This window comes from Streptomyces acidicola, assembly GCF_009377235.1.
Lineage (GTDB): Bacteria > Actinomycetota > Actinomycetes > Streptomycetales > Streptomycetaceae > Streptomyces > Streptomyces acidicola.
Genome location: NZ_VMNX01000135.1, coordinates 1 through 24882, shown reverse-complemented (window position 1 = coordinate 24882; position 24882 = coordinate 1). Strand labels below are relative to the sequence as shown.

The 24882-nt window shown below is 70.3% G+C and carries 20 protein-coding genes; 11 read left to right on the top strand and 9 right to left on the bottom strand.

Annotated elements, in window-relative coordinates; genetic code table 11:
- Positions 1-194 precede the first annotated feature (194 nt).
- Positions 195-1952, top strand: coding sequence for a lysine--tRNA ligase (gene lysS / locus FPZ41_RS29130; protein ID WP_322620872.1), 1758 nt, complete (start codon positions 195-197; stop codon positions 1950-1952).
- A gap of 113 nt (positions 1953-2065) precedes the next feature.
- Here lysS and FPZ41_RS29125 read toward each other — a convergent pair whose 3' ends face one another.
- Positions 2066-2443, bottom strand: coding sequence for a hypothetical protein (locus FPZ41_RS29125; protein WP_152866638.1), 378 nt, complete (start codon positions 2441-2443; stop codon positions 2066-2068).
- Between the two features lie 152 nt (positions 2444-2595).
- Positions 2596-5973 carry a hypothetical protein gene (locus FPZ41_RS29120; RefSeq protein WP_322620871.1) on the bottom strand — a complete coding sequence of 1126 codons (3378 nt, stop codon included), beginning with the start codon at positions 5971-5973 and terminating at the stop codon, positions 2596-2598.
- Positions 5974-6542: 569 nt separating this feature from the next.
- Between FPZ41_RS29120 and FPZ41_RS29115 the strand changes: the two genes are divergently transcribed.
- Both FPZ41_RS29115 and FPZ41_RS29110 read left to right on the top strand, forming a co-directional pair.
- Positions 6543-7043, top strand: a complete 501-nt coding sequence (locus tag FPZ41_RS29115; RefSeq protein ID WP_152866636.1) for a hypothetical protein — start codon at positions 6543-6545, stop codon at positions 7041-7043.
- A gap of 273 nt (positions 7044-7316) precedes the next feature.
- Entirely contained in the window at positions 7317-9533 is a 2217-nt protein-coding gene (locus FPZ41_RS29110) for a trypsin-like serine protease (protein WP_152866635.1), read from the top strand.
- Positions 9534-9652: 119 nt separating this feature from the next.
- On the opposite strand, the gene FPZ41_RS29105 is transcribed toward FPZ41_RS29110, so the two are convergent.
- The 3 genes from FPZ41_RS29105 to FPZ41_RS29095 all read right to left on the bottom strand — a co-directional run bounded on the left by FPZ41_RS29105 (position 9653) and on the right by FPZ41_RS29095 (position 13253).
- Positions 9653-11119: a DUF2637 domain-containing protein gene (locus FPZ41_RS29105; RefSeq protein WP_322620870.1), complete on the bottom strand. Its 1467-nt coding sequence runs from the start codon at positions 11117-11119 to the stop codon at positions 9653-9655.
- Positions 11120-11285: 166 nt separating this feature from the next.
- Positions 11286-12089, bottom strand: coding sequence for a DUF3558 domain-containing protein (locus FPZ41_RS29100; protein ID WP_322620869.1), 804 nt, complete (start codon positions 12087-12089; stop codon positions 11286-11288).
- A 255-nt stretch (positions 12090-12344) separates the two neighbouring features.
- Complete coding sequence (locus tag FPZ41_RS29095; RefSeq protein WP_322620868.1) at positions 12345-13253, bottom strand: DUF3558 domain-containing protein; 909 nt, start codon at positions 13251-13253, stop codon at positions 12345-12347.
- Positions 13254-13470: 217 nt separating this feature from the next.
- Between FPZ41_RS29095 and FPZ41_RS29090 the strand changes: the two genes are divergently transcribed.
- The 4 genes from FPZ41_RS29090 (at position 13471) to FPZ41_RS29075 (ending at position 16204) form a co-directional block, all read left to right on the top strand.
- Complete coding sequence (locus FPZ41_RS29090; protein WP_152866633.1) at positions 13471-14664, top strand: RtcB family protein; 1194 nt, start codon at positions 13471-13473, stop codon at positions 14662-14664.
- 129 nt (positions 14665-14793) lie between these two features.
- A complete protein-coding gene (locus tag FPZ41_RS29085; protein ID WP_152866632.1) occupies positions 14794-15132 on the top strand; it encodes a YnfA family protein in 339 nt (112 codons plus the stop codon).
- A gap of 56 nt (positions 15133-15188) precedes the next feature.
- Positions 15189-15968 (top strand): SDR family NAD(P)-dependent oxidoreductase, encoded by a 780-nt coding sequence (locus tag FPZ41_RS29080; protein WP_152866631.1) that lies wholly within the window; start codon positions 15189-15191, stop codon positions 15966-15968.
- On the top strand, positions 15968-16204 hold the full coding sequence (locus FPZ41_RS29075) for a hypothetical protein (RefSeq protein ID WP_152866630.1): 237 nt from the start codon (positions 15968-15970) through the stop codon (positions 16202-16204). Before FPZ41_RS29080 ends, FPZ41_RS29075 begins: the two co-directional genes overlap by 1 nt.
- Positions 16205-16243: 39 nt before the next feature.
- On the opposite strand, the gene FPZ41_RS29070 is transcribed toward FPZ41_RS29075, so the two are convergent.
- Complete coding sequence (locus tag FPZ41_RS29070) at positions 16244-17086, bottom strand: helix-turn-helix domain-containing protein (RefSeq protein WP_152866629.1); 843 nt, start codon at positions 17084-17086, stop codon at positions 16244-16246.
- Positions 17087-17267: 181 nt separating this feature from the next.
- On the opposite strand from FPZ41_RS29070, the gene FPZ41_RS29065 reads away from it, so the two are divergent.
- Both FPZ41_RS29065 and FPZ41_RS29060 read left to right on the top strand, forming a co-directional pair.
- Positions 17268-18473, top strand: coding sequence for an LLM class flavin-dependent oxidoreductase (locus FPZ41_RS29065; protein ID WP_228023045.1), 1206 nt, complete (start codon positions 17268-17270; stop codon positions 18471-18473).
- Positions 18470-19189 (top strand): FMN reductase, encoded by a 720-nt coding sequence (locus FPZ41_RS29060; RefSeq protein ID WP_152866628.1) that lies wholly within the window; start codon positions 18470-18472, stop codon positions 19187-19189. The genes FPZ41_RS29065 and FPZ41_RS29060 overlap by 4 nt, the downstream gene beginning before the upstream one ends.
- 69 nt (positions 19190-19258) lie before the next feature.
- Here the strand turns inward: FPZ41_RS29060 and FPZ41_RS29055 are convergent, their stop codons facing one another.
- Positions 19259-20536 (bottom strand): glycosyltransferase family 4 protein, encoded by a 1278-nt coding sequence (locus FPZ41_RS29055; RefSeq protein ID WP_152866641.1) that lies wholly within the window; start codon positions 20534-20536, stop codon positions 19259-19261.
- 513 nt (positions 20537-21049) lie between these two features.
- Here FPZ41_RS29055 and FPZ41_RS29050 point away from each other — a divergent pair.
- Complete coding sequence (locus FPZ41_RS29050) at positions 21050-21760, top strand: response regulator transcription factor (protein ID WP_322620867.1); 711 nt, start codon at positions 21050-21052, stop codon at positions 21758-21760.
- A complete protein-coding gene (locus FPZ41_RS29045; RefSeq protein ID WP_322620866.1) occupies positions 21761-23260 on the top strand; it encodes a HAMP domain-containing sensor histidine kinase in 1500 nt (499 codons plus the stop codon).
- Between the two features lie 246 nt (positions 23261-23506).
- On the opposite strand, the gene FPZ41_RS29040 is transcribed toward FPZ41_RS29045, so the two are convergent.
- A complete protein-coding gene (locus tag FPZ41_RS29040; protein ID WP_152866627.1) occupies positions 23507-23713 on the bottom strand; it encodes a CopG family transcriptional regulator in 207 nt (68 codons plus the stop codon).
- A 26-nt stretch (positions 23714-23739) separates the two neighbouring features.
- Entirely contained in the window at positions 23740-24723 is a 984-nt protein-coding gene (locus tag FPZ41_RS29035) for a hypothetical protein (RefSeq protein ID WP_152866626.1), read from the bottom strand.
- Positions 24724-24882 lie beyond the last annotated feature (159 nt).

Below are 24882 nucleotides of genomic sequence, written 5' to 3'. Positions count from 1 at the left end.
GTTGGGTGCGGGTTCGTTGTGGCCGGTCGCGCAGTTCCCCGCGCCCCTCGGCCTTGGCCTCGGGCCATGAGCCCGGGCCTTCGTCTCGGGTCTTGAAAAGGCGTTTTCGTTGTTGTGGCCGTAGCTGGGAGAATGGTGCGGTCAGCCGTGTGACCGTACCGGCTGCGGATGAGGAACTTCCAGAAAAAGAGGACGTGCCGATCGTGGCTCAGAGCACCGAGACCACCGACTGGGTCTCCCGTTTCGCGGATGAGGTCATCGAGGAGTCGGAGCGTCGGGCCCCGGGCAAACCTGTCGTCGTCGCGTCCGGGCTGTCCCCCTCGGGGCCCATTCACCTGGGCAACCTCCGCGAGGTCATGACGCCCCACCTCGTCGCCGACGAGATCCGGCGGCGGGGGTACCAGGTACGCCATCTGATCTCCTGGGACGACTACGACCGGTACCGGAAGGTTCCGAACGGCGTCGCCGGCGTCGACCCGTCCTGGGCCGAGCACATCGGCAAGCCGCTCACCTCCGTACCCGCCCCCAAGGGCTCCGCCCACGCCAACTGGGCCGAGCACTTCAAGGCCGCGATGATCGAGTCGCTCGCCGAGATGGGCGTCGAGTTCGACGGGATCAGCCAGACCGCCCAGTACACCTCGGGTGTCTATCGCGAGCAGGTCCTGCACGCGATGCGGCACCGGGGCGAGATCGACGCCGTCCTCGCCCAGTACCGGACCAAGGCCAAGCCCGCCCAGGGCGCGCACAAGAAGCAGCAGTCCCAGAAGCCCGTCGACGCGGCCGAGGTGGAGGCCGCCGAGGGGTCGGGCGCCGCCGCCGAGGACGACGGGAGCAGCGGCTCCGCCGGGTACTTCCCGTACAAGCCCTACTGCGGGCAGTGCGAGAAGGACCTCACCACCGTCACCTCGTACGACGACGACACGACCGAGTTGTCGTACGTCTGCGACGCCTGCGGCTTCTCCGAGAGCGTGCTGCTGAGCGAGTTCAATCGCGGCAAGCTGGTCTGGAAGGTCGACTGGCCCATGCGGTGGGCGTACGAGGGGGTCGTGTTCGAGCCGAGCGGCGTCGACCACTCCTCACCGGGGTCCAGCTTCCAGGTCGGTGGGCAGATCGTCGGGATCTTCGGCGGGAAGCAGCCGATCGGGCCCATGTACGCCTTCGTGGGGATCAGCGGGATGGCGAAGATGTCGTCGTCACGGGGCGGGGTCCCTACCCCTGCCGACGCGTTGAAGATCATGGAGCCGCAGCTCCTGCGCTGGCTGTACGCCCGCCGCAGGCCCAACCAGTCCTTCAAGATCGCCTTCGACCAGGAGATCCAGCGGCTGTACGACGAGTGGGACAAGCTCGACGCCAAGGTCGCCGAGGGGGCCGCTCTTCCCGCCGACGTCGCCGCGCACTCGCGTGCCGTGCGGACCGCCGGAGGCGAGCTGCCGCGCACGCCCCGGCCCATGCCGTACCGCACGCTTGCCTCCGTCGCCGACATCACCGCCGGCCACCAGGACCAGGCCCTGCGCATCCTCAGCGAGTTCGACCCCGCCAGTCCGCTCGCCTCGCTGGACGAGGTACGGCCGCGGCTCGACAAGGCCGAGGCGTGGATCAACACCCAGGTGCCCGCCGACCAGCGCACCATCGTGCGTGACGAGCCGGACGCCGAGCTGCTGAAGTCCCTCGACGAGCAGGGGCAGGGGTCGCTGCGGCTCCTCCTCGACGGGCTCGACTCGCACTGGTCCCTCGACGGGCTCTCCCACCTCGTCTACGGCGTGCCCAAGGTCCAGGCCGGCTTCTCCGCCGACGCCACCCCCAAGGAACTGCCGGCCGAGATCAAGAGCGATCAGCGGAAGTTCTTCGCCCTGCTCTACCACCTGCTCGTGGGGCGCGACACCGGGCCGCGGCTGCCCACCCTCCTGCTCGCCGTCGGGCAGGACCGGGTGCGCAGGCTGCTTGGCGAGTAACGCGAGTAACGCGAGTAAGCGGTCTGGCGTGTGTACGGTGACGGGGCGTCCGGGGCATCTCCGGGCGCCCCGTCACCGTACGAGGATCTTCTGGTTCACGGCCTGCCGGCTTCTTACAGAACTACGGCCATGGCCGCCACGACCGCCGTGAAGGTGACGAAGAAGAGCACGACCTGCATGCCCGTCAGTTCCTTCATGGGCTTTCCCGAACGCACCAGTTCGACCTGGCGTCCGATGTATCCGGCGAAAATGATCCGCGTAAAGGTCAGGCCCAGCATGGTCGCCGTGAACAGCATCAGCGGCGTTTTTCCCTCGTACCCGTTTGCGGCCGAGCTCAGCACGATGCAGGCCGCTCCGGCCAGGGGGAGCAGTACCGCCTTCAGTTTGTCCCGTTTCGTGGTGACCATGGACTGTACCGCCAGCGCCAGGGCGATACCGGACACGATGGCCGCTATCCACCAGTCGGTGACGGAGAACGTAGAGGTCAGCACGGAATTTCCCCTTTGTTGATGGGGCGGGCGGGTGCCGCGGACGACGGGATGACGGGAACCGGATGCCGGGAACGGGATGGCGGGATGACACAGGGGTGATGCGTACTCGTGGTGCACGGCACGCATCACCCCTACCGGTATGCGTGCGGTATCTACCAGCCGAGCCAGCCGATCACCGAGGTCGCCGCATCGCTGACGACTCCCGACACCTTGGCGCCGACCTCCTCGGCCAGTCCGAACTTCTTGAAGAGCTGGCCCTTGCCGAAGAATATGCCGCCGACCACGAAAATGCCGAGCGCCTCATTGAACTTGCTGCTGCCGTAGCCGTAACCCTCTCCGGTGAAGTAGGCACTCACCCCCTGCAGACCCCAGGAAATGAGACCGGCACCGAAAGCGAGCGGTCCGAGGACCGGTGCGGCCGGCGGGAAGAGCAGGGCGCCCGCTCCGAGTACGACGGCGGCTGTTCCGAAGACCGTGCTCCAGTGCCCGGTGGCTGCCGCCCAGTCCTTGTCGTCACCGGTGTCCTCGGGCCACATGCCCCAGTACTTGGTGTCACCGGTGTCGTCGTACTCGGGGCTGTCGGAGGGGTTGGTGCCGGTCTGCTCGTTGAGCTTCGCCTGCTCGGCCGCCTTCCGCGCCGCCTCCGCGGCCTCGGCCTTCCGCTTCGCGACGGCGATCGAGCGGGCCTCGCTGGCGGCAGCGGCCGCGGCCCGCGCGTCCTGGCCGGCCTGCTGGGCGGCGGCCTGGGCCTGGGTGGCGGAGGCCTGCGCCTGGGAGGCGAACGTCACCGCCTGCTTGGCCGACGCGACCGCCTGCCGCATCGAGTAGTTCGCGGTGCGGGCCGCGCCGCGTGCGGTGGCCGCCGCCGACTGGGCGTCCTTGGCCGACTGGGCCGCGGAGGCCGCTGACCTGTCGGCGTCGTCCGCGTTCCGCTTCGCCTCGGCGGCCGAGTCTTCGGCGTCCTTGGCGTAGCCGTTCGCCTTCGCCGCCCAGTCGGACGCCTCCTGCGCCGCCTGGCGGGCCTCCGCCGCCGCCTTGGACGCCAGTGCGGCGTCCTCCAGCGCCTTCGCGGCCACCTTCGCGGCGTGCGCGATGGCGGCGCGGATGGCGGCGACGTGGGTGGCGTGGTCGTGGTCGAGGCGGGCGATGTTGAACTGGTCGCGGACGACGAAGGAGTGCCGCATACGAGCGGAGCCCTCCAGGACGATCTTCGCCGCCGACTGCATGTAGGGGCCGCCGGAGTCGAGGAGGCGGAACACCTCGACGTTGTCGTCCTGCTTCGTCGCCTCCGCCAGGTCGAGGGTGAGGAAGCGGTGCAGGGCCAGGGCGCTTCCGTCGTCCAGTGCCGCCTCGGCCTTCGCCTTGACGGCCGCGCCCGGGTTCTGGTTCAGGACCTCGAACACCATGACGCGGTTGTCGGTGGCGGCCGCCTCGATGACTCCGTTGGCGAGGAAGTCGCTGGGCGCGTCCGGCTCTTCGGCGGCCAGCGCCCGGTGGGCGGCCTCGGCGACGGCGGACGGGGCGGCCGTCGCGATGGCGAGAACGTTCTCCCGGTCGTCCTGCCGCTGGGCGAGGAGGCGGTCGGCGTCGAGCCAGTTGACCACGTCCTCGTCGGTGCCGGAGAGGGCGAACTCGGCGGCTTCCCTGGTCCATGTGCCGGTCGAGTCGAGGAGCTTGACGGCGGCCTTCCGGCCGGTGGTGACGGCCGTGTCGGTGTCCCCGGACTTCCAAGCCGAGTCGGCCGCGGCGATGAGGTCCTTGATCTCCGTGGCGGTCTGGTCCACCTGCGTGCGCTGCCTGTCGACCCGGGCGGCGTCGTCGGTCTCGGCCTTCGCCCTCAGGCGTGCCTCCTCGATGCCGAGTTCCGTGTCCTCGGCGATGCGGGCGGTCTCCGCCTCGCGGGCGGCCTGCTCCACCTCCTGGGCTTCCTTGACGGCGTCGGAGGCCGTGGTCGCCGCCTGCATCGCCGCCTCGGCGTACTCGGTGGACCGCTTCGCGTACTCGATCGCCTTGCCCGCGTTCGCCGCCGCCTCGTCGGCCGCGTCCGCGGCCTTCAGGGCGTGCGCGGCGGCGCTGTTGGCGGCGTCGCGTGCCACGCGGGCGGCGGTGGCCGCCCGGTTCGCCAGGGTCTGGGCGCTGTTCGCGGCCCGCGTGGCCCGCGCGGCTGCGGCGTCGGCCTCGGCCGCGGCCTGCCTCGCCTTGGCCGCCTGGGACTGGGCGACACCCGCGGAGGTGGCGGCGTCGGCGGCTGCGTTCGCGGCCGCGGCGGCGTTCTGGGCCGCGCTCGCGGCGGCGGAACCGGCGGAAGAGGCCTGCTGGGACGCGATGGCGGCCTGGTCGGCGGCCTTGGCCGCGGTGCTCGCGCGTGCGGCGGCGTTCCGTGCGCCCTGGGCGGCCGTGCGGGCGGCGGAGGCCTTGGAGGCGTCCTTGGAGGCGGCGATCGCGGCGTTGTAGGCGCGGGAGGCGGCGTTCCCGGCCGACGCGGCGGCGGCAGCGGCGGCCTGCGCGGCCTGCGCGGCACGGCTGGAGGCGGCCTGGGCGGTGCGGGAGGCGGAGATCGCAGTGTTGGCGGCATCGGCGGCCCCGCGTGCGGCGCTCGCCGCGTTGTTCGCCGCCGTGGCCGACTTGCGGACGTCGTTCTGGGCCGCCCTCGCTTCCTCGGCCGCCTTCAGAGCGGCGGCCTTGGCCTTCTCGGCCGCCTTCTTCGCCTGGTCGGAGGCGGCGACGGCCTGCTCCGTCTGCAACTGCGCCCGCTTGCCCTCCCGTTCCACGATCTTGACCAACTGGTCGATGGTCGCGGCTTCTTCGTCGCGGGCACGGGCGATGTACTGGCCGGAGACGAGGAACTGGTGGATCGCCTCGGGCGATCCGTCGTTCAGGGCGCGCTCCGCGTACTTCTTCACCTCCGGGGAGGAGGTGCTCAGGATGGTGAAGACCTCGACCCGCTCGTCCTCCTGCAGCGCCGTGTACTGGGTCTGGGTCAGGAACGTCCGCAGAGCCGTCTCGGTGCCCTGGTCCAGCGCCTTGGTGGCCTCCCGCCTGACGGCGGTGCCGCTGTTGTTCATGACCGTGAGGACGGCCACCCGCAGGTCCGTCTCGACGGGCTGTACGTAGCCGTCGCGCAGGTAGGCGGCGATTGCGTCGTCCCCCGCGGACAACGCCGCTTCGGCCGACTCCTGCACGGACTTGCCGGCGTAGGCGAGGCCGGCGAGGACCGCGAAGCGGTTGTCCTCCGCCTTCGCCGTGGGGAGTTCGCCGGTGAGGAAGGCGGACACGGCGGCCGGGGCGCCGGCCAGGGCGGCTGCGGCGGCCTCACGGACCGCGCGGCCGCCGACCTTGTACTCCCACACGGCCCTGCCCCGGTCGGTGTCGGGCAGTCCGCTGTCGCCGGTGTCCGGGTCGGCGGCGTGGGCGGGGGTGGCGGTGAGGGTGGCGATGGAGGGCAGAGCGGGGACGGCGGCCGCCCCGGCGAGAGCAGTGAGTATTCGGCGTCTGCTCCACAACGACGCTGACGACAACGGCGCTGACACAGTGTGCATCCTTCCCGTTCGGGATACGACGACGTGACGCCCCGCCGCGCACCCAAAAGGTGACGCGGCGGGGCGCATCGGTTTTCTGGCCAGTGAATTTCCGGACAAGAGTAAAGAGAGCGTCAGCTGTGGATTAATGAAAGGCAGGTGTGTTATCGAATATTTATTTACCTTTCATGGAGTCCCCACAAGCGGAAGCGCAACCATTCCGCGCAGTGACGGGAGTCACAATCGAGCCAAGCGTTATCGGTCGTTTGGCCTGATTTATTTCGATGGACAAAACCTTGGGTTCGGTTTTGCATTCCCTTGGCTGCGGGAGTGAGCCACGCTTTGCGATCCCCGATCAGGGGGCTCTCCCGCCGAATTTCGGGGGTGTCGGGGGGTGTTCGTGACCGCATTTGTTTCCGGTCATACGCGTTTACTTTCTATTTCTCCGTCGTGCCGTGGCGCCGTAGCCTTCACAACCGTTTTCCATGCGTTCCGGACGTGTTCCGGACGTTCCATCGGAACCGAGCACGAGGACTGCAATGAAGGCACGTAGCAGAACCGCGTCAACAACGAGACGCCTCATGGGACGCGCTCTGGGCGCGGCCGCGGCAGCGGGCGCCCTGGCCTGGCTCGTGGTCGCGGGCACCCCGGCGGGAACACCCGCCGAGACGGACGCCGCCACCGCCCGGGCCATCGCCGACGAGGCCCCGGGCTTCGCCGTCGAGGACTTCGACTACCCGGGGGCCGACAGGATCCTCGAAGAGCAGAACATCGTCCTCAAGCGCGGCGACGGCCACATCACGCTCGCCGACTGCGCCGCCGGCAGCGGACTGCTGGAGATCTGGTCCCGCGAAACGCTGAACGTCTGCTTCAAGGTCACCGGCGACAGCGGCTGGCTGACGCTGGAGATCCCCTCCGTCTACGGCGTGAAGTCCAACGAGTACACGACCGAGCTCGACATGACCGTCGGCACGGAGGAGAAGTCCTACGACGTCCCCGCGAACTCCTGGAAGGCGGTGGGCGAGAGCGCGGACGATCAGGCGCGCCCCCACATGCTCGTGGAGATCAGGACCTCCAAGTAGGGCCCACCAACCCGAGCCCGTTGCCAGACCTGCAAGAGACCTGACTGCCACAGATCCGACGGCCACAGATCCGACTGCGACAGATCTGGCTGTCACAGATCCGACGGCCACAGATCCGACTGCGACAGATCTGGCTGTCACAGATCCGACGGCCACAGATCCGACTGCGACAGATCTGGCTGTCACAGATCCGACTGCGACAGATCTGGCTGTCACAGACCTGACCTGCCACAGACCTGACCTGCCACAGACCTGCCACCGAGGAACCCCTTGATGCGACACACCAGACCCGTGCGCCTCGCCGCACTGGCCGCCGCCCTGATCGCCGGACCCGTCGTGCTCACCGCCGCACCCGCCACCGCCGTGACCGGCCCCGCCACCCCCGCCTCCGACACCACCCACGCCTACACCGCGCAACTCATCCTCGGCGACCACGACCGCGGCTGCTCCGGCGTCCTCGTCGACCGCGAATGGCTGCTCACCGCGGCCAGCTGCTTCGCCGACAACCCGGTCGCCGACCTGACGGTGCCCGCGGGCAAGCCGAAGCTGAAGACCACGGCGACCATCGGCCGCTCCGACCTCACCAGCACCGCGGGCGCGGTCCGCCAGGTCGTCGAACTCGTGCCCCGCACCGACCGCGACGTAGTACTGGCCCGACTGAACCGCCCCGTCACCAACGTCACCCCCGTCGCCCTGGCCACCACCGCCCCCACCACGGGCGAGGAGCTGAAGCTCGCCGGCTACGGGCGCAGCACCACCGAGTGGGCACCCCTGAACCTGCACACCGGCGCGTTCTCGGTGGACACCTCCGACGCCACCACCGCCACCGTCACCGGCAAGGACGGCGCGGCCGCCTGCAAGGGCGACACCGGCGGCCCCCTGGTCCGCGTGACGGGCGGCACCCCTCAACTGGCCGCTCTGAGCAGCCGGTCGTACCAGGGCGGCTGCTTCGGCACCGACGCCACCGAGACCCGAACCGGCGGCATCGCCGCCCGCGTCGACGACCTCGCCTCCTGGGTGGACTCCAAGGTGGGTGCGCCCCGCATCACCGACTTCAACTGCGACGGCACCGAGGACATCGCCATCGCCGACCCCAAGGCGACCGTCGGCGGCAAGGCCGGCGCGGGCCTCGTCCGCATCGTCTACGGCGGCGGCAAGGGCACCGCCGAGATCCACCAGGACCTCGACTGGGTGCCCGACATCGCCGAGACCGACGACTGGTTCGGCGAGGCCATCGCCACCGTCGACTACGACGAGGACGGCTGCACCGACCTCGTCGTCGGCACCCCCTCCGAGGACATCGGCACCGCCACCGACACCGGCGTGGTCGACATCCTGCACGGCGCCCCCGGCGGCCTCGGCACGGGCACGAAGAAGAACACCCACTACCAGCAGGGCGCCGGCAACGGTTCCCTCAGCGCCTCCGCCAACGAGAGCGGCGACCGTCTGGGCCAGACCCTCGCCGCCGCCACCACCAACGCGGGCGAGCCGTTCATCGTGATCGGCGAGCCCGGCGAGGCCCTCGGCTCCGTCGTCAAGGCCGGACAGGCGTTCTACGTGCACGGCACCACCAACGTCTCCATCCACCAGGACAGCCTGGACGTGCCCGGCGCCGTGGAGGCGAACGACGGCTTCGGCGGCGCCGTCGCGGCCGACTCCAACCACATCGCCATCAGCGCCCCCGGCGAGGCCATCGGCACCAAGGCGGACGCCGGCAACCTCGCCGTCTTCGACCCCAACAAGCTGAACGCCGAAGGCAGGCCCACCCCGCTGTTCGGCCTCGACCAGGACCTGGACACGGTCTCCGGCGGCGCCGAGGCCGGCGACCAGTTCGGCAAGTCCCTCGCCCTCGTCCCGTACCGCCCGGCGGGCGCGGCGACCGCCAACGAGTCGATCCTCGCCGTCGGTTCACCCGGTGAGGACCTGCCCATCGACGGCGTCGACAAGGCCGACGTGGGCAGCGTCCACACCTTCCGCGTCACCGGCTCGGGCACGTACAGCCAGCTCAGCGGCTTCTCGCAGGGCACCGCCACCGACGACGTGACCGGCACCGCCGAGGTCGGCGACGCCTTCGGCTCGACCCTGACCGCCGTGAACACCGCGCCGCGTGCCGTCAGCACCACGGAGACGCTGAAGCTGGCCGTCGGCGTCACGGGCGAGGCCATCGGCACGGTGACGAAGGCGGGCGCGATCCAGACCTTCTCGCTCCTCGGCACACCCGGCGCGAACGACCGCTGGCTGGAGGCGGGCAACGGCGCCGGCATCCCGGGTACGCCCGGCGCCAACCAGAACCTGGGCTCCAGCATCCACTTCACCGGCACACACCTGTACGCGGGCATGCCGTACGGCCCGTCCGCCTACGGCACCCTCTACGCCCTGCCGATGTCCAACGTGACCGCCGGCGGCACGGTCGCCGCCGTCACCACCTACCAGCCCGGCCAGGGCGGACTCCCCTCGGCCGGCGCCCGCTTCGGCTACGCGGCGCGATAGCCCGACACACCTGAAGCACGAGAGAGCCCTCGAAGGAACGACAGGTTCCTTCGAGGGCTCTCCTCGCGCGGTCACGTACGGGACGGCGGCCATGTGCGCGGCATAAGTCTGCGGCCGTCTCAGGCAATGTGGTCCTCTTGCATCTGCGCGTCGTGGCGATCGGTGAAGCGCAGGACCATCTTCTTGGCGTCGGCGTCCAGGAGCGGGACACCATAGGTCGCCTCGACGTTGTCGCTGAACTCGCGTGGAGTCGGGTAGCCGCTGCCGCTTATCGACTGCTTGAAGACCTGGTAGTACGCCTCGTCGTCCGGCTCCGGGGGCCCACCGCCCTCACCGAGCTGACGCGTACGATTCGGACCGGACGGGATGGGGAAACTCCCCGTCGTCTCGGACGCGGACTCCAGCGCCTCACCGGGCTGCTCCTGGTACGGCTGCTGGGGCAGCTGAGGCTGTTGCTCCGGGTACTGCTGCTGCTCGGGCCCCTGCTTCTGGAAGTGCTGCTGTCCGGGCTGCCGCTCCTGGTACCGGCGCTGCTCCGCCTGCGGCTCATCGAACGGCTGATCGGGCAGCTGCTCCTCGTACCACTGCTCGTACGGCTCCTCAGGTTCGTACGCGGGGTTGTAGCCGCCCCGGTACTCGACCTCCTGCGGCGCGGCCGCCGCGAACCACGGGCTCTGCTCCTCCGGGAACTCCTGGAGGTACTCCGGCTGCTCGACCGGCCCTCCACCCTGCGGAAGCGGGCGCTGCGGCGCCGCCGGGCCCACCTGAGCCTGCTCCTGGGCCTGCGCCTGTGTCTGAGCCTGCGCCGGGCCGGTACCGCGACCATCCACCGCCCCACCGGACGCCCGCTCCAACTCCAACTCCGGCTGCGGCTGCGGCGCCGGAGGCAGCAGCGCCGGCTCGATGCCCGCCGCCGCCAGACCCGCCGGAGCCGTGTTCGCCAACGGCACGCCGTACCGCGCCAGACGCAACGGCATCAACGACTCCACGGGAGCCTTGCGCCGCCACGCACGCCCAAAACGGGACCGCAGCCGTGCCTGGTACACCAGCCGCTCCTGCTCCAGCTTGATCACCTGGTCGTACGACCGCAGCTCCCACAGCTTCATACGGCGCCACAGCAGGAACGTCGGAAGCGGCGACAGCAGCCAACGCGTCAGCCGCACCCCCTCCATGTGCTTGTCCGCCGTGATGTCCGCGATCCGGCCGATCGCGTGCCGGGCCGCCTCCACCGACACCACGAACAGCACCGGGATCACCGCGTGCATGCCGACACCCAGCGGGTCCGGCCAGGCCGCCGCGCCGTTGAACGCGATCGTCGCCAGCGTCAGCAGCCACGCCGTCTGACGGAGCAGGGGGAACGGGATCCGGATCCACGTGAGCAGCAGATCCAGGGCCAGCAGGACGCAGATACCCGCGTCGATACCGATCGGGAAGACATAACTGAAGTTCCCGAAGCCCTTCTGGAGGGCGAGCTCACGGACGGCCGCGTACGAACCCGCGAAACCGATAGCGGCGATGATCACGGCGCCGGTCACGACAACGCCTATGAGAATGCGGTGCGTCCGTGTCAGCTGTGGCGTCGCCACCCGTAATCCCCTCCCAGTGCGTGTTGTTGCGCGCAACAGGGTGGCACATGTGTGTGTCGTGCGTTTGGCCGGTCACCGAGGAGCCCGGCCCGCAGAACGGCTGGGCTCCCGCAAAAAGCCTGGTGACACAGCGGGTTCAGCCGCAGCCGCGGCTACAGACCGAGTTCTACTTGTTGCTCGCCGACGCCGACGGCTCGCCGCTCTCGGAACCCGAACCCTTGTCCGCGGCCCTGTCCCCCGACTCCGAAGCAGGCTTCGAAGCCGACTTCGACGGCGACGCGCTCGAACCCGATCCTTCGGCCTCGTCGTTCGCCGCGCCGATGGCCGCCACGATCTGCTTGGCAGCCGCCTTCGCGCTCTTCAGCAGCTCGTCCGCGTCCGGCGTCTTGTCACCCGCCAAACCCGCACCGTTGTAGTCGAGCGTGATCACCACGTTCTCGACCCGCGCCACGACCGTCTGCTGCTTGAAGGAACCCTCCTTCTTCTTCAGGTCGTAGCGCACCGCCGTCGCCTGGTCACCCGTACCGGTCACCGGCTCCGACTTCACGTTCTTCGCACCCTCGACCGCCTGCGCCTCCGAGAGCCTCTTGTCGAACTGGGCCCGCGCCCGCTCGTCACCGGCACCACGCGCCGCGTCCGAGTCCAACAGCAGCAGCGACACGCTCAGCCAGCGGTACTGCGAACCCTTCACACCCTTGTTGTCGAGACTGGTCCAGCGGCAGTCGCCACTGACGTCCGGCTCACCGTCATTGATCGCCTTGCCCGACTTCGCACCCTCCGGGACCAGGTCCTCCAGGGTCTTCTTCGACAACACCGTGCACGCCTCGGGCAGCTTCCCGTACGCCGCCGCCTTCACCTCGTTCGCCGAAGCCGTCGCCGACTGCTTCGCCGTCGGGCTCGCCGACTCCTTCGCCTTCGCCGCGTCGTCACCGGAGCCGGAGCCCGAGGAGCAGCCGGCCGCGACGAGCATCACCGGAAGTGCCGCGGCGCCCACAAGGAACCGCCGGACGCCCCTGCCTGCGTGGCCTCGCCCGCCTCGATGATGATGCTGATCTCGCTGTGCTGATCGGTGCATGGTTCCTTCACTCATGATGCTCATGACGTTCGTGGTTCCTGCATGACGCCTGTGGTAGTGCTGCCGGATCGGGTACGAGGGGCCACGGTACGCGTTGAGCAAGAGGAGTGGCTGTCCTTCAGCCGCTTTGCGGAGTCAGCCCGGAGGCGGTCAGTCGTTGAACGACTCCGCCAGCCGCGCGGCCAGATTTCGCGCCCTGTCCTGCATTTCCTTGCTGTCCGGCATCTCTGTCACGGACGTCGGCTGCTCCGCGTACTCGACGGTCACAATGACGTTGGACGTGCGAAATACCACAGTTACCGTCCGCTGCTGCGCCGTGCTCAGCTCGTCGTTCAGGAACGCCTCGTCGCTGAGATCGTCGAGCGTGCGGGGCTGAAGCGCGGCGGGCGTCCCGCTGGGGGAGGCGGAGGAATCGGCCGAGTCGGGTGAACCAGATGAGTCGGATGAATCAGGCACGTCGGACGAACTGGAGGAATCGGAGGCGGACTCGGAGGTGGACTCGGAGGGCTTCGGGTCGCCGGAGGTCCCGGTCTCGTCCTCGTTGCCACCCTCCCCGCCGTCGGCCTTCTTGCCGTCCTTCTTACTGTCGCCGCCGTCGCTCTCCGCGGCGGACGGCTCGGGAAGGTCCGCGGCCTCCAACTTGGCGGCATAGACCTCCGCCGCCTTGTCGTCGTCGCTCACCGCGTTGTCGTACGACACCACGCGCTCGAAATCGAGGAACAGGTGGTCCGTGGCGACGGTGGACTCCACCTTCCACCGGCACCCCACCCGCCGGTCCGTGTCGAACGTCTGCGTCGCCTCGCCCTCGTACGCAGTCTCCCGCTGCTCCTCGTCCGTGAGCTGCTTGATGCCGGGAAGGAGCGCGTCCAGCGCGCCCTTGGAGACCACGCCGCACGGCTCGGGGAGCGTGCGGTAGCGGCCGGGCGGGGCGGCGGGCGCGGTGGTGCTGGAGGCGCCGGGCTTGTCGTCGGGGCTGTTCGACTCGTCGGAGCCGGTGCAGCCGGCCAGCAACGCCGTGAGGAGCACGGCGACGCCGGGTACGTACGCCTTCGGCTGCACGGAGGGCTCCTCTCGACGGACCACCGGGGTCACGGGTCTGGATCCGGGGCTGCGCCTGGATCTGGGGTTATTCGCTTGCCGCGCCAGGGCGGCCGCTGAACACAATGTGTATCGCACGCACTGCCGTGGACGCCGGTCCGGCATCCCATTTCACTGACCTTGGCGCCGGTTTTGCGATTTCAGACTTCTGTTGTTGCTTCGGGGGATTGAGGGCGATATGTCGTACATAGAGGTACCGGGCGCGAAGGTACCCATCCGCATGTGGACCGACCCCGCGTCGGTCGAGGACGTCGCGATGCAGCAGCTCCGCAACGTCGCCACCCTGCCCTGGATCAAGGGCCTGGCGGTCATGCCGGACGTCCACTACGGCAAGGGCGCGACGGTCGGGTCCGTCATCGCGATGCAGGGCGCGGTGTGTCCTGCGGCGGTGGGAGTGGACATCGGCTGCGGGATGTCGGCGGTGAAGACGTCGCTGACGGCGAACGATCTGCCGGGGGATCTCTCGCGGCTGCGGTCGAAGGTCGAGCAGGCCATTCCGGTGGGGCGGGGGATGCATGACAGTCCCGTTGATCCGGGAGGGTTCCATGGGCTGGCCACCGCGGGGTGGGACGACTTCTGGGGGCGGTTCGAGGGGGTTGCAGATGCGGTCAAGTTCCGTCACGAGCGAGCCACAAAGCAGATGGGAACGCTCGGATCCGGAAATCACTTTGCAGAAATTTGCATAAGTGATGAGGGGGTGGTCTGGCTCATGCTCCATTCCGGTTCCCGGAACATCGGCAAGGAACTGGCCGAGTACCACATCGGTGTGGCTCAGAAGCTCCCCCACAACCAGGGGCTGATCGACCGTGACCTGGCTGTCTTCGTGGCGGACACCCCGCAGATGGCGGCGTACCAGAACGATCTCTACTGGGCCCAGGAGTACGCGAAGTACAACCGGTCGATCATGATGGCCCTCTTCAAGGACGTGATCCGCAAGGAGTTCAAGAAGGCCCGGGTGACCTTCGAGCCCGAGGTCAGTTGCCATCACAATTATGTGAGCCGTGAGCGCTACGAAGGCATGGACCTGCTCATCACCCGCAAGGGGGCGATCAGTGCGAGGGCAGGGGAGTACGGCATCATTCCGGGCTCGATGGGCACCGGCTCGTACATCGTGAAGGGGCTCGGCAGCGAGAAGTCCTTCAACTCGGCCTCGCACGGTGCCGGTCGGCGCATGAGTCGCAACGCTGCGAAGCGCCGCTTCTCGACCAAGGACCTGGAGGAGCAGACGCGGGGCGTGGAGTGCCGCAAGGACTCCGGTGTCGTGGACGAGATTCCGGGCGCGTACAAGCCGATCGAGCAGGTCATCGACCAGCAGCGGGATCTGGTTCAGGTCGTGGCGAAGCTGAGGCAGGTCATCTGTGTGAAGGGCTGAGGTGGACGTGCGACGGGCCCCGAGTCGATCGGCTCGGGGCCCGTTGTCACCTGATGACGGCTGCTCTTGTGCGGCGTCGGTCCCCGGGGCGGGAAATCCCCGGCCGGACCGGCGTGCGAAGCTGCTCGTATGTTGATCGCCCGTTCCATCGCCCTCTTCGTCGTCGCCGCGTTGTTCGAGATCGGTGGTGCGTGGCTGGTCTGGCAAGGGGTGCGGGAGCATCGTGGGTGGGTGTGGATCGGGGCGGGGGTCATCGCGCTCGGGGCGTACGGGTTCGTGGCGACTCTTCAGCCCGATGCGAACTTCGGCCGCATCCTCGCGGCGTACGGCGGGGTGTTCGTGGCCGGTTCGCTGGCCTGGGGCATGGTCGCGGACGGGTACCGGCCGGACCGGTGGGACGTGATCGGTGCGCTGGTCTGTCTGGCCGGGGTGGCGGTGATCATGTACGCGCCGAGGAGTGGCAGCTGAGACAGACCTATCCTTGCCGGGAGCAGCCGCCCGTCCGGTAACGAGGAGTCACGTCCATGACCGCCCCCGCAACACCGTCCGCCGCCTCCCGTATCGCCGTCGTCACGGGTGCGAGCAGCGGTATCGGGGCCGCGACGGCCCGGCAGCTGGCCGCGGCCGGGTACCGCGTGGTGCTGACCGCGCGCCGCAAGGACCGGATCGAGGCCCTGGCGGAGGAGATCAGCGCCGCGGGGCACTCGGCCGCGGCGTACGCGCTGGATGTGACGGACCGGGCGGCCGTGGACGAGTTCGCCACCGCGTTCAGGACCGTCGGCGTGCTGGTGAACAACGCGGGTGGCGCGCTCGGCGCCGATCCGGTCGCCACGAGTGACCCGGAGGACTGGCGCCGTATGTACGAGACGAACGTCATCGGCACCCTGAATCTGACCCAGGCGCTGCTTCCGGCGCTCACGGCGAGCGGTGACGGCACGGTCGTCGTGGTGTCGTCCACGGCCGGGCACGGCACGTACGAGGGCGGCGCGGGGTACGTCGCCGCCAAGCACGGTGCGCACGTGCTCGCGGAGACGCTGCGGCTGGAGATCGTCGGGACGCCGGTGCGGGTGATCGAGATCGCGCCGGGCATGGTGAAGACGGACGAGTTCGCGCTGACCCGCTTCGGCGGCGACAAGGAGAAGGCCGCGCGGGTGTACGAGGGCGTGGCCGAGCCGCTCACCGCCGACGACGTGGCGGACACCATCACATGGGCGGTCACCCGGCCCGGCCACGTCAACGTGGACCTGCTGGTCCTGCGGCCCCGCGCCCAGGCCTCCAACACCAAGGTTCACCGGGAGCTCTGATGCCCGGGGAGTCCGGAGAGTCCGAGCAGGCCGGGGAGTCCGAGCAGTCCGGGGAGCCTGGGAAGCTCGGGGAGTCCCTGCAGCCTGGTGAGGCCGGCGAGCTCTCTCTGGAGCGGCGGCGTCTGGCCGAGGAGAAGAAGAACGAGCGGTATGTGTGGTGGTACCTCGCGTACTTCCTGTTCGGTATCCACCTCGTGGCGTTCGTGATGATCTACGCGGTTCTGCACGCGAAGTAGCACGCGAAGCAGCGGGTCGGCCAGGCGTCACCGCGCGGTTCACGTGCGCGCGGTGGCCTCCGCGTACGCCGTGGGCGGTACCCCGACCGTGGCGGTGAAGTCGCGGGCGAGGTGGGCCTGGTCGGCGTAGCCGAGGTCGGCGGCGAGGGCGGCCCAGTCGACGGCCTGGTCGGTCTCGGCGTGTTCCAGGGCCTCGTGGATGCGGTGGCGGAGGATGACCCACTTGGGCCCGACGCCGACGTACGCGGCGAACAGCCGCTGTATGAGTCGTACGGACATGCCCTCGCCGCGGGCGAAGTCGCCGACGCGGCGGATGGTGCGGTCGGTGCGGATGCGGTCGACGAGGGTCATGGCGAGGTCGGCCTGGGGGTCGGGCCTCGGGTCGAGGGCGAGCAGGAACCCGTCGAGGGCGGTGACGCGGGCGTCGTCGGAGGCGGGGTTGAGGACGGCCTCGGTGTCGGCTGCGGCGTCGCGCCCCGGATACACCTCTGGCAGCCGTATCCGCCGGCCCGTCCAGTCGCCGGCCGGCCGCTCGGGCGCGAAGGGGCGGAAGCCGCCGGGGCGGAACTTGGCGCCGCAGACGCGTCCCCGTCCCTCCAGCTTCTGGACGAACAGGTCGAGGCCGATGCCGGCGACCTCCCCGAAGGCGACCTCCCCGGAGCCGGCGGGGTCCTGGCTCCCGTACCGCTGGAAGACGATGTTGACGGAGGGGTGCGGGACGACATGGGAGACGTAGGGCTCGGTCAGGTCCCAGTCGATCAGCCAGTAGTGCTCCACGTAGGGGCGGAGCGGTCCGGTCGGCTCGCGGCGGCGGAAGCGGACGCGGGCGAAGAGCTCCGGTGCGTCGACGATGCCGCGGGTGTCACGGCGTGGGGCTGCCATGAGGGGATGGTAGGGGCGGGGTCTGACAGTGGGCCGGTTCGGCTGGTTTGTCCGTTTCAGTCGGTTCCTCGGGGGTGGCCGCGGGGCGGCCCGCGGGCGGCGGCTCTGGGAATAGTCCGGCGAGGGTCTCCGTTTGCAGGTATAGTTGAATCGTAAACAACCTGGAGGGTGGCAAACGATGATGCAGTTCGGGATCTTCAGCGTCGGCGACGTGACTCCCGACCCGACCACGGGCCGGACGCCGACCGAGCGCGAGCGCATCAAGGCCATGGTCGCGATCGCGCAGAAGGCCGAGGAGGTCGGGCTCGACGTGTTCGCGACGGGGGAGCACCACAACCCGCCGTTCGTGCCGTCGTCGCCCACGACCATGCTGGGCTGGATCGCCGCCCGCACCGAGCGGCTGGTCCTCTCCACCGCCACCACCCTCATCACCACCAACGACCCGGTGAAGATCGCCGAGGACTACGCGATGCTCCAGCACCTGGCCGACGGCCGGGTGGACCTCATGATGGGGCGCGGCAACACCGGGCCGGTGTACCCGTGGTTCGGGCAGGACATCCGGCAGGGCATCAACCTCGCCATCGAGAACTACGCCCTGCTGCACCGGCTGTGGCGCGAGGACGTCGTGAACTGGAAGGGCAAGTTCCGTACGCCGCTCCAGGGCTTCACGTCCACACCGCGACCGATGGACGGCGTACCCCCGTTCGTCTGGCACGGCTCCATCCGCTCCCCGGAGATCGCCGAGCAGGCCGCGTACTACGGCGACGGCTTCTTCCACAACAACATCTTCTGGCCGGCCTCCCACACCAAGCAGATGGTCGAGCTGTACCGCTCCCGGTACGCGCACTACGGACACGGCACGCCCGAGCAGGCGATCGTCGGACTGGGCGGGCACGTCTTCATGCGGAAGAACTCCCAGGACGCGGTGCGCGAGTTCCGGCCGTACTTCGATGTCGCGCCGGTGTACGGTCACGGGCCCTCCCTGGAGGACTTCATGGACCAGACGCCGCTGACGGTCGGGACGCCGGAGCAGGTGATCGAGAAGACGCTGGCCTTCCGGGAGTACGCCGGTGACTACCAGCGCCAGCTGTTCCTGGTCGACCACGCGGGGCTGCCGCTGAAGACCGTGCTGGAGCAGATCGACCTGCTCGGCGAGGAGGTCGTGCCGGTGCTGCGCGAGGAGTTCGCGAAGGGACGCCCGGCGAACGTGCCGGACGCGCCGACGCACGCGTCACTGCTGGCCGCCAAGGACCAGGACAAGCAGAACGACAACAAGCAGAACGACAACAAGCAGAACAGCAGCAAGCAGAACAGCAGCAAGCAGAACAGCAGTAAGCAGAACGACGACAAGGGCGGGGCGTCCGCCGAGGAGGTGCGTACCGCATGAGGCTCGTCGTCGTGTCGGCCGGGCTGAGCGTTCCGTCGTCCACGCGGCTGCTGGGGGACCGGCTCGCCGCCGCGACCGCCGAGCGCACCGATGCCGAGGTCCAGGTCGTCGAGCTGCGCGACCTGGCCGTGGAGATCGCCCACAACCTCACCAACGGCTTCCCGGGGCCGCGGCTGTCCTCCGCGCTGGACGCGGTGAAGGCCGCCGACGGGCTGATCGTGGTCACGCCCGTGTTCTCCGCCTCGTACAGCGGGCTGTTCAAGTCGTTCTTCGACGTGCTCGACCGGGACGCGCTGGTGGGGAAGCCGGTGCTGGTCGCGGCGACCGGTGGTACGGCCCGCCACTCGCTGGTCCTGGAGCACGCGTTGCGCCCGCTGTTCGCCTACCTGCGTGCGATCGTCGTACCGACGGCCGTGTACGCGGCGTCCGAGGACTGGGGGGCCGAGGGGCTCGCCGGGCGGGTCCAGAGAGCGGCGGGGGAGCTGGCGGGGCTGATGGCCGGGCTGCGGGGCGGCGCGGCCGGGTCCGTATCCGAGTCAGTGCCCGAGCCCGAGTCAGTGCCCGAGCTCGAGCACGCGTCCGGGCCCGGGTCCGAGCTCGCGTCCGGGCCCGCGTCGAGCCCCGAGCCCGTGCTCCGTCGGAGGGAGTCCGAGTTGCCGGCCGTGGTTCCCTTCGAGCAGCAGCTCGCGGCGTTGGACCCTTCACGGAGCGCGTAGGCGCGCAGGTGGCACGGCCGGCCCCGGGCTGAGGGCACACCGGGGCCGGCCGGCCGGATTCGGGTGCCCTCACATCTCCCGGGCCGCCCGCGTCCCCGGCCACCCCATGCGGGTGGCCCAGGCCCGTACCCGGCGACGCAGTGAGCGGTTCCGGCGGAGGGTCCAGGCCGTCATCCGGGACCGTTCCCGATCCCAGGCGCGGCGGCAGCGGGTGGCGCGGAGTTCGGCGAAGAGGAGCTCGTAGCGGGCGAGGATGGGGGCCGCGTCGTAGCGGTGGGCGCTGTTGAGGGCGGCGGTACCCATGGCGCGGCGGGTCGGCTCGTCGGCGATCAGTTCGAGGATGGCGTCGGCGAGGGCGCGGGAGTCGCCGACCGGGACGAGGCGGCCGTCGACGCCGTCGGTGATGATCTCGGCGGGCCCGAGCGGGCAGTCCGTACTGACGACCGGCACCCCGCAGCGCATCGCCTCGACCAGCGTCATCCCGAACGACTCCGCGTCCGAGGCGCTCACCACCAGCGACGCCTTGGCGAACTCGGCCTCGATGGGCGTGCGCGGGCCCATGAGGCGGGCCCGGCCGGAGAGGCCGAGCTCGTCGATGAGGCGGTTCAGGCGTTCCTTCTGCTTGCCGCCGCCGTAGATGCGCAGCCGCCAGTCCGGTTCCTTCGACGCGACCCGTGCGAACGCCTCCAGGAGCAGGTCGAAGCGTTTGCCGGGGGCCAGTCGGCCCGCCGCCGCGATGACCGGGGCGGTGCCGGGGGAGGGGGAGACACCGGCCGCCGGCACGATGTTCGGCACCGACATCACCTGCACGCCCTGCAGGGGCATGTGGGCGCGGTACGCGTTCGCGTCCGCCTCGGTGGTCGTGACCAACGCGTCCAGCGCCCGGTAGTGCCGGGCGAGCACCTTGCGCAGCCGCTTGTCGTGCGCGTCGTGGCGCAGGTGCTCCTGGCCGATGCGCAGGGCGCGGCGGGGCGCGAAACGGGCGACGTACACGTTGAGGCCGGGGCGGGTGCCGATCACGACGTCCGCGTGACAGCGGGCGAGAAGGGCGCGGACCCGCCGGTCGGTGAGGCGTGTGTACTGGTGGTGGCGTTTGTCCTCGGCGGGGAAGTCGACGGCCGGCTGCGCGAAGGCGGGGTCGTCAAGGTCTCTGCTGCCCGGGCGCGTGTCCACCAGCGGGACCAGTGCGATCCGCGGGTCGACCGCGAAGCGCGGGGTGTCGCGGTGCCGGGACATGGACACGATCTCCACGTCGTGGTGGTCCGCCAGCGCCGACGCCAGGTTGAGCGTCGTGCGGACGGTGCCGCCGATGGCGTACGCGTTGTGCAGCAGGAACACGATCTTCATGCGCTGGACCTTCGTCGTCGTGCGGTGGATCGTCGTGCGCGGGGCGGGCGTCCGCCCGGTGTGGGACCCGCTCGTCGTCAGTCCCGTAGGGGACGCGTACCCGTGCTGCTCGCCGCAGTCCGTCCCGTCGCCGTGATCCCCGTGCGTGCCCTGCTCCGTCCGGTCCGTCCGGTCCGGCCGGTACGTTCGCTCCGTACGGTCCGCGCGATCCATGCGGACCGTGTGATTCCGATCCCCGTCCTCCCCGCCCTCCGCGGCCTCGTCATCGTCCGCGCGCGTGCTGCCTTCCCCGCACTCCCCGCGCTCCCTGCGACCCATATGACCCACGCGACCCATGTGATCCATACGATCCTTCCCGGCGTGACCTCGGTCCGGTGGTCCGCCTGGCACACCGGACACGGTGGCCCGGCGAGGTAAGGCACCCGCCCGGCCCGGGTGAGAGGCGGGTAAGAAGCCCACCTCTGTCCGACTCCGTCAGGTGGTTCGCGGCCGTGACCTTGGCAGACTGGTGGGGTGCCCCAGAATGTGCTGCTCGCCGAGGACGACCGCGCCATCCGACATGCCCTGGAACGCGCGCTGACCCTGGAGGGTTACGAGGTCACGGCCGTCGCTGACGGCGTGGAGGCGCTCGCGCAGGCGCACCGCACGACCCCGGACGTCCTCGTACTGGACGTGATGATGCCGGGCATCGACGGCCTCCAGGTGTGCCGTGTCCTGCGGGCGGAGGGCGATCGGACGCCGATCCTGATGCTCACCGCGCTCGTCGAGACGGCCGACCGGATCGCCGGTCTGGACGCCGGAGCGGACGATTACGTCGTTAAGCCATTCGACGTAGACGAGGTCTTCGCCCGCCTGAGGGCGCTGTTGCGCCGAACAGGTAACACTGTCGCGCCGCCCAAGCCGTCCGGTGACCGCGACATCGCCGGGCTGCTGTCCGCCGCCGGACTGCGGATGGACGTGCACGCCCGGCGGGCCTGGCGCGGGGCGCGCGAGCTGGAGCTCACCCGGACCGAGTTCGACCTCCTCGAACTGCTCATGCGCAACGCCGGGATCGTCCTCGACCACGCGACGATCTACGACCGCATCTGGGGCTACGACTTCGGCCCGGGCTCCAAGAACCTCGCGGTGTACGTCGGCTACCTGCGGCGCAAGCTCGACGAGCCGGATGCGCCGGTGCTGATCCACACGGTGCGCGGCGTGGGGTACGTGTTGAGGGAGGACTGAGTGCGCCTCCGCCCCCGCCTGCGCCGGGTCTCCTCCCTGCGGGCGACCTTCACCCTGTCCTTCGCCGCCGTGGCCGCCGCCGTCACGGTCGTCGTCGGGGTCCTCAGCTACAGCGCGGCCGCCCGGCTGGTGCGGGTGGACCAGCAGACGGTGTTCGCCGGGGTGGTGCGCGACGTGCAGCAACAGGTACGGGAACGGGAGCTCGGCCCCGACGACTACGCGCCCTCCGACCGGGGCGGGCCGCGCGAAGAGCTGATGGACTCGGGCCGTACGGACGTCCAGGTGCTCGGTCCGCGCGGCAAACTCGTCGACAAGGGCAGCCCCGCCCTGCCCGTGCGCGCCAGTGACCGCGGTACGGCCGACGAGGCGTTGGCGGGCCGCACGGTCCAGCACGACACGGTGGCCCTGGGTGACGGCCGTTACCGCGTGGCCACCGTCGCCCTCGGGCACGGCCGGGGTGCCATCCAGGTCGCGCAGGAGTTCAGCGACACGGAGGACCTGCTGCGGGAGCTGCAGCAGCGGACCGTGCTGCTGGAGGCGGCCGTCGTCGTCTCGGCCGGGCTGTTCGGCTGGTGGCTGGCGCGGCGCATGACCCGGCGTCTGGTGCGGCTCGCCGGCGCGGCGGAGGACGTGGCCCGCACCGGTCGCCTCTCCATCCAGGTGCCGGTCACCGGGCGCGACGAGGTGGGCCGGCTGGGCCGCTCCTTCGACCGGATGCTGGTACGGCTCGCCCAGTCGGAGGAGGACCAGCGGCGGCTGGTCCAGGACGCGGGCCACGAACTGCGCACCCCGCTGACGTCGTTGCGTACGAACATCTCCCTGCTGCGCCGGATCGACGAGTTCCCGGCGTCGGTCCGTGAGGAACTGGTCGCCGACCTCGCCCAGGAGGCCCGCGAACTCACCGACCTCGTCAACGAGTTGGTCGACCTCGCGGCCGGCCAGTCCAGTACCGAGCCCGTCGAGCGGGTGGAGCTCGCGGACATCGTCGAGGACGTGGCGGCGGTCGCCCGCCGGCGGACCGGGCGGGAGGTCGTGGTGCTGGCACACGGGGACACGACGGTCGCCGGGCGGGTGGGGGCGCTGCAGCGGGCGGTGTCGAACCTGGTGGAGAACGCGGCGAAGTTCGATCGCGGATGGACGGGGGCGATCGAGGTCGTGGTGACGGGGCCGGGTGCGGGCGCGAGCGGGGGCGCGCTGGGTACGGAGGCGGAGCGGACCGTGGGCGGTGACAGCGAGAGCGACGGGCACAGCGACGGCGCCGTCCGCGTGGAGGTGCTCGACCGCGGGCCGGGGATCGCCGACGCCGACCTGATCCGCGTCTTCGACCGCTTCTACCGCGCCCCGGCCGCCCGCAGCCTGCCCGGCTCCGGACTCGGCCTGTCCATCGTCCGCGAGGTCGCCACGGCGCACGGGGGCGAGCCCTTCGCGTTCCGGCGGGAGGGCGGGGGGACGGTCATCGGGTTCACGGTGGGGACGGGGGCGGCGGCTCAGAACCGATGAGGACGGCTGACGGGAGGGACGAGCGCCGAGCGTGTACTGACATGAGGGACCTGACGCGTCTGGACGGCGACTCCGTGGCTCGATGGTCTCAGGCTGCGATCGTGGTCGGGCGGGCGGCGGTGAGATCCCCACCGGCGTCCGCCTCGTCTCGCGAGGATGCGGCACCTCACCGCGGAGTGTCACATCCTCATGAGTCACCGTTCTGGCGCCAGCGCTCCTCGGGCACCGCTCAACCTTGAAGACCCCCTATTGAAGACCCCCTTCACCGCCCTGCCCAGCAGTACGCCCACGCCGCTGAGCATGCTCGGCGGCGAGGCCGCGCAGCTCCTCCCGCACGGCAGCATTCTCGCTCGCGGTGATCGGGCCGTGTTCCTCCTCCAGCCAGTCGACCAGTTCCCGGAGGACGTCCCGGTCTTGCTGGGGATGGAGCGCCTCGGTGACGTACGCCGACATGCTCCAATCCTTACGGTGTCGTCGCCTCAGCATGCGGCGGGCAGATTCGCCTCGGATGTGGCGCCCACGTACCCCTCGTCGATGGACCGGCAGTCGCGGCAGCGGGAAGGCTCCGAGGCCCTGAACGCGCGCTCGCATCCGTCGCAGGTCTGCCAGGGCAGGACGGCTCGCTGCGCGGGTGGTGTGTCCGGGGCCGCGGCTGGTACTGCTGTCGCGATGGGAACCTCGCGGAGCCGGTAAGCGAGAACGCGCGCGGGGCGGGACCGGAATCGGTCGGGGAGTCCGTCGGTGAGCAGGCCGGTGATCTCCTCGGGGCGGAGCCCGCGCGCGAGCCACTGGGAGACGGCCGGGGCCAGCTCGGCGACCTCGCGGTGGGAAAGGACAAGCCTGCGGTCGACGATCCGCAGAGAGGCGAGGAGGACGACTGCCTGAGGGTCGGCCTCGTCGGGACCGGGCGGTGGAGCGGCGGACGAGTGCGTGGCTTCGGCCGGGCTTTCAGTGTCGTGCGAGGGCGGCTCGACGGGCGCAGGAGCCGCCACGTGCTCGGCTTCACCGGATGAGGGCGGCCTGCTGGGCTGTGGCGTCCGGGCCGGGGTGCGGTCCTCGGAGAGCTCCCGTGACCTGGTCGGCCGGCCGGGCGGTGGAGTGGGCTGCCTCTCGGGGCGCGGTACGTCGTAGAAGCAGGTCCGGGTACGCACCTGCCCGTCGGGCCCGCGCTCGCGGCGCCGCTCCAGGTATCCGGCGGCCTCCAACTCCCGTAGCGCCCGCGAGATGAGGATCTCGCCCTCGGTGAAGTGCGCGCAGAGCGCGGCGATGCTGACGATGGCGCCGTCGGGCAGCGAGAGGATGTACGCCGCGACGCCGACGGTGACCGCGCTTCCGCGCCGCTGCGCGAGGGCGTTGGCGATCACGGTGAAGTCGGCGGTGAGGCGGGTGCGTACGTGGATCACGCCGGAGGTCGGAGCTCCGGCGTCGGCGCGCAGGCGCGCGTTAGACTGCGGTTCAGCCATCGGGAAGCGTCTCTCTTCCTGGTTGGTCAGGCCCTCGATCAGGATTGCCGTCCTGGCCGGGGGCCGTTTCTGTGTGCGGTTGTTGCGGCGAACGTAACCCTCAGCTCTCGCTCACCGCAACCGGGTCACTCCTGAGGGTGAACAGGGGGAGGAGGGGGT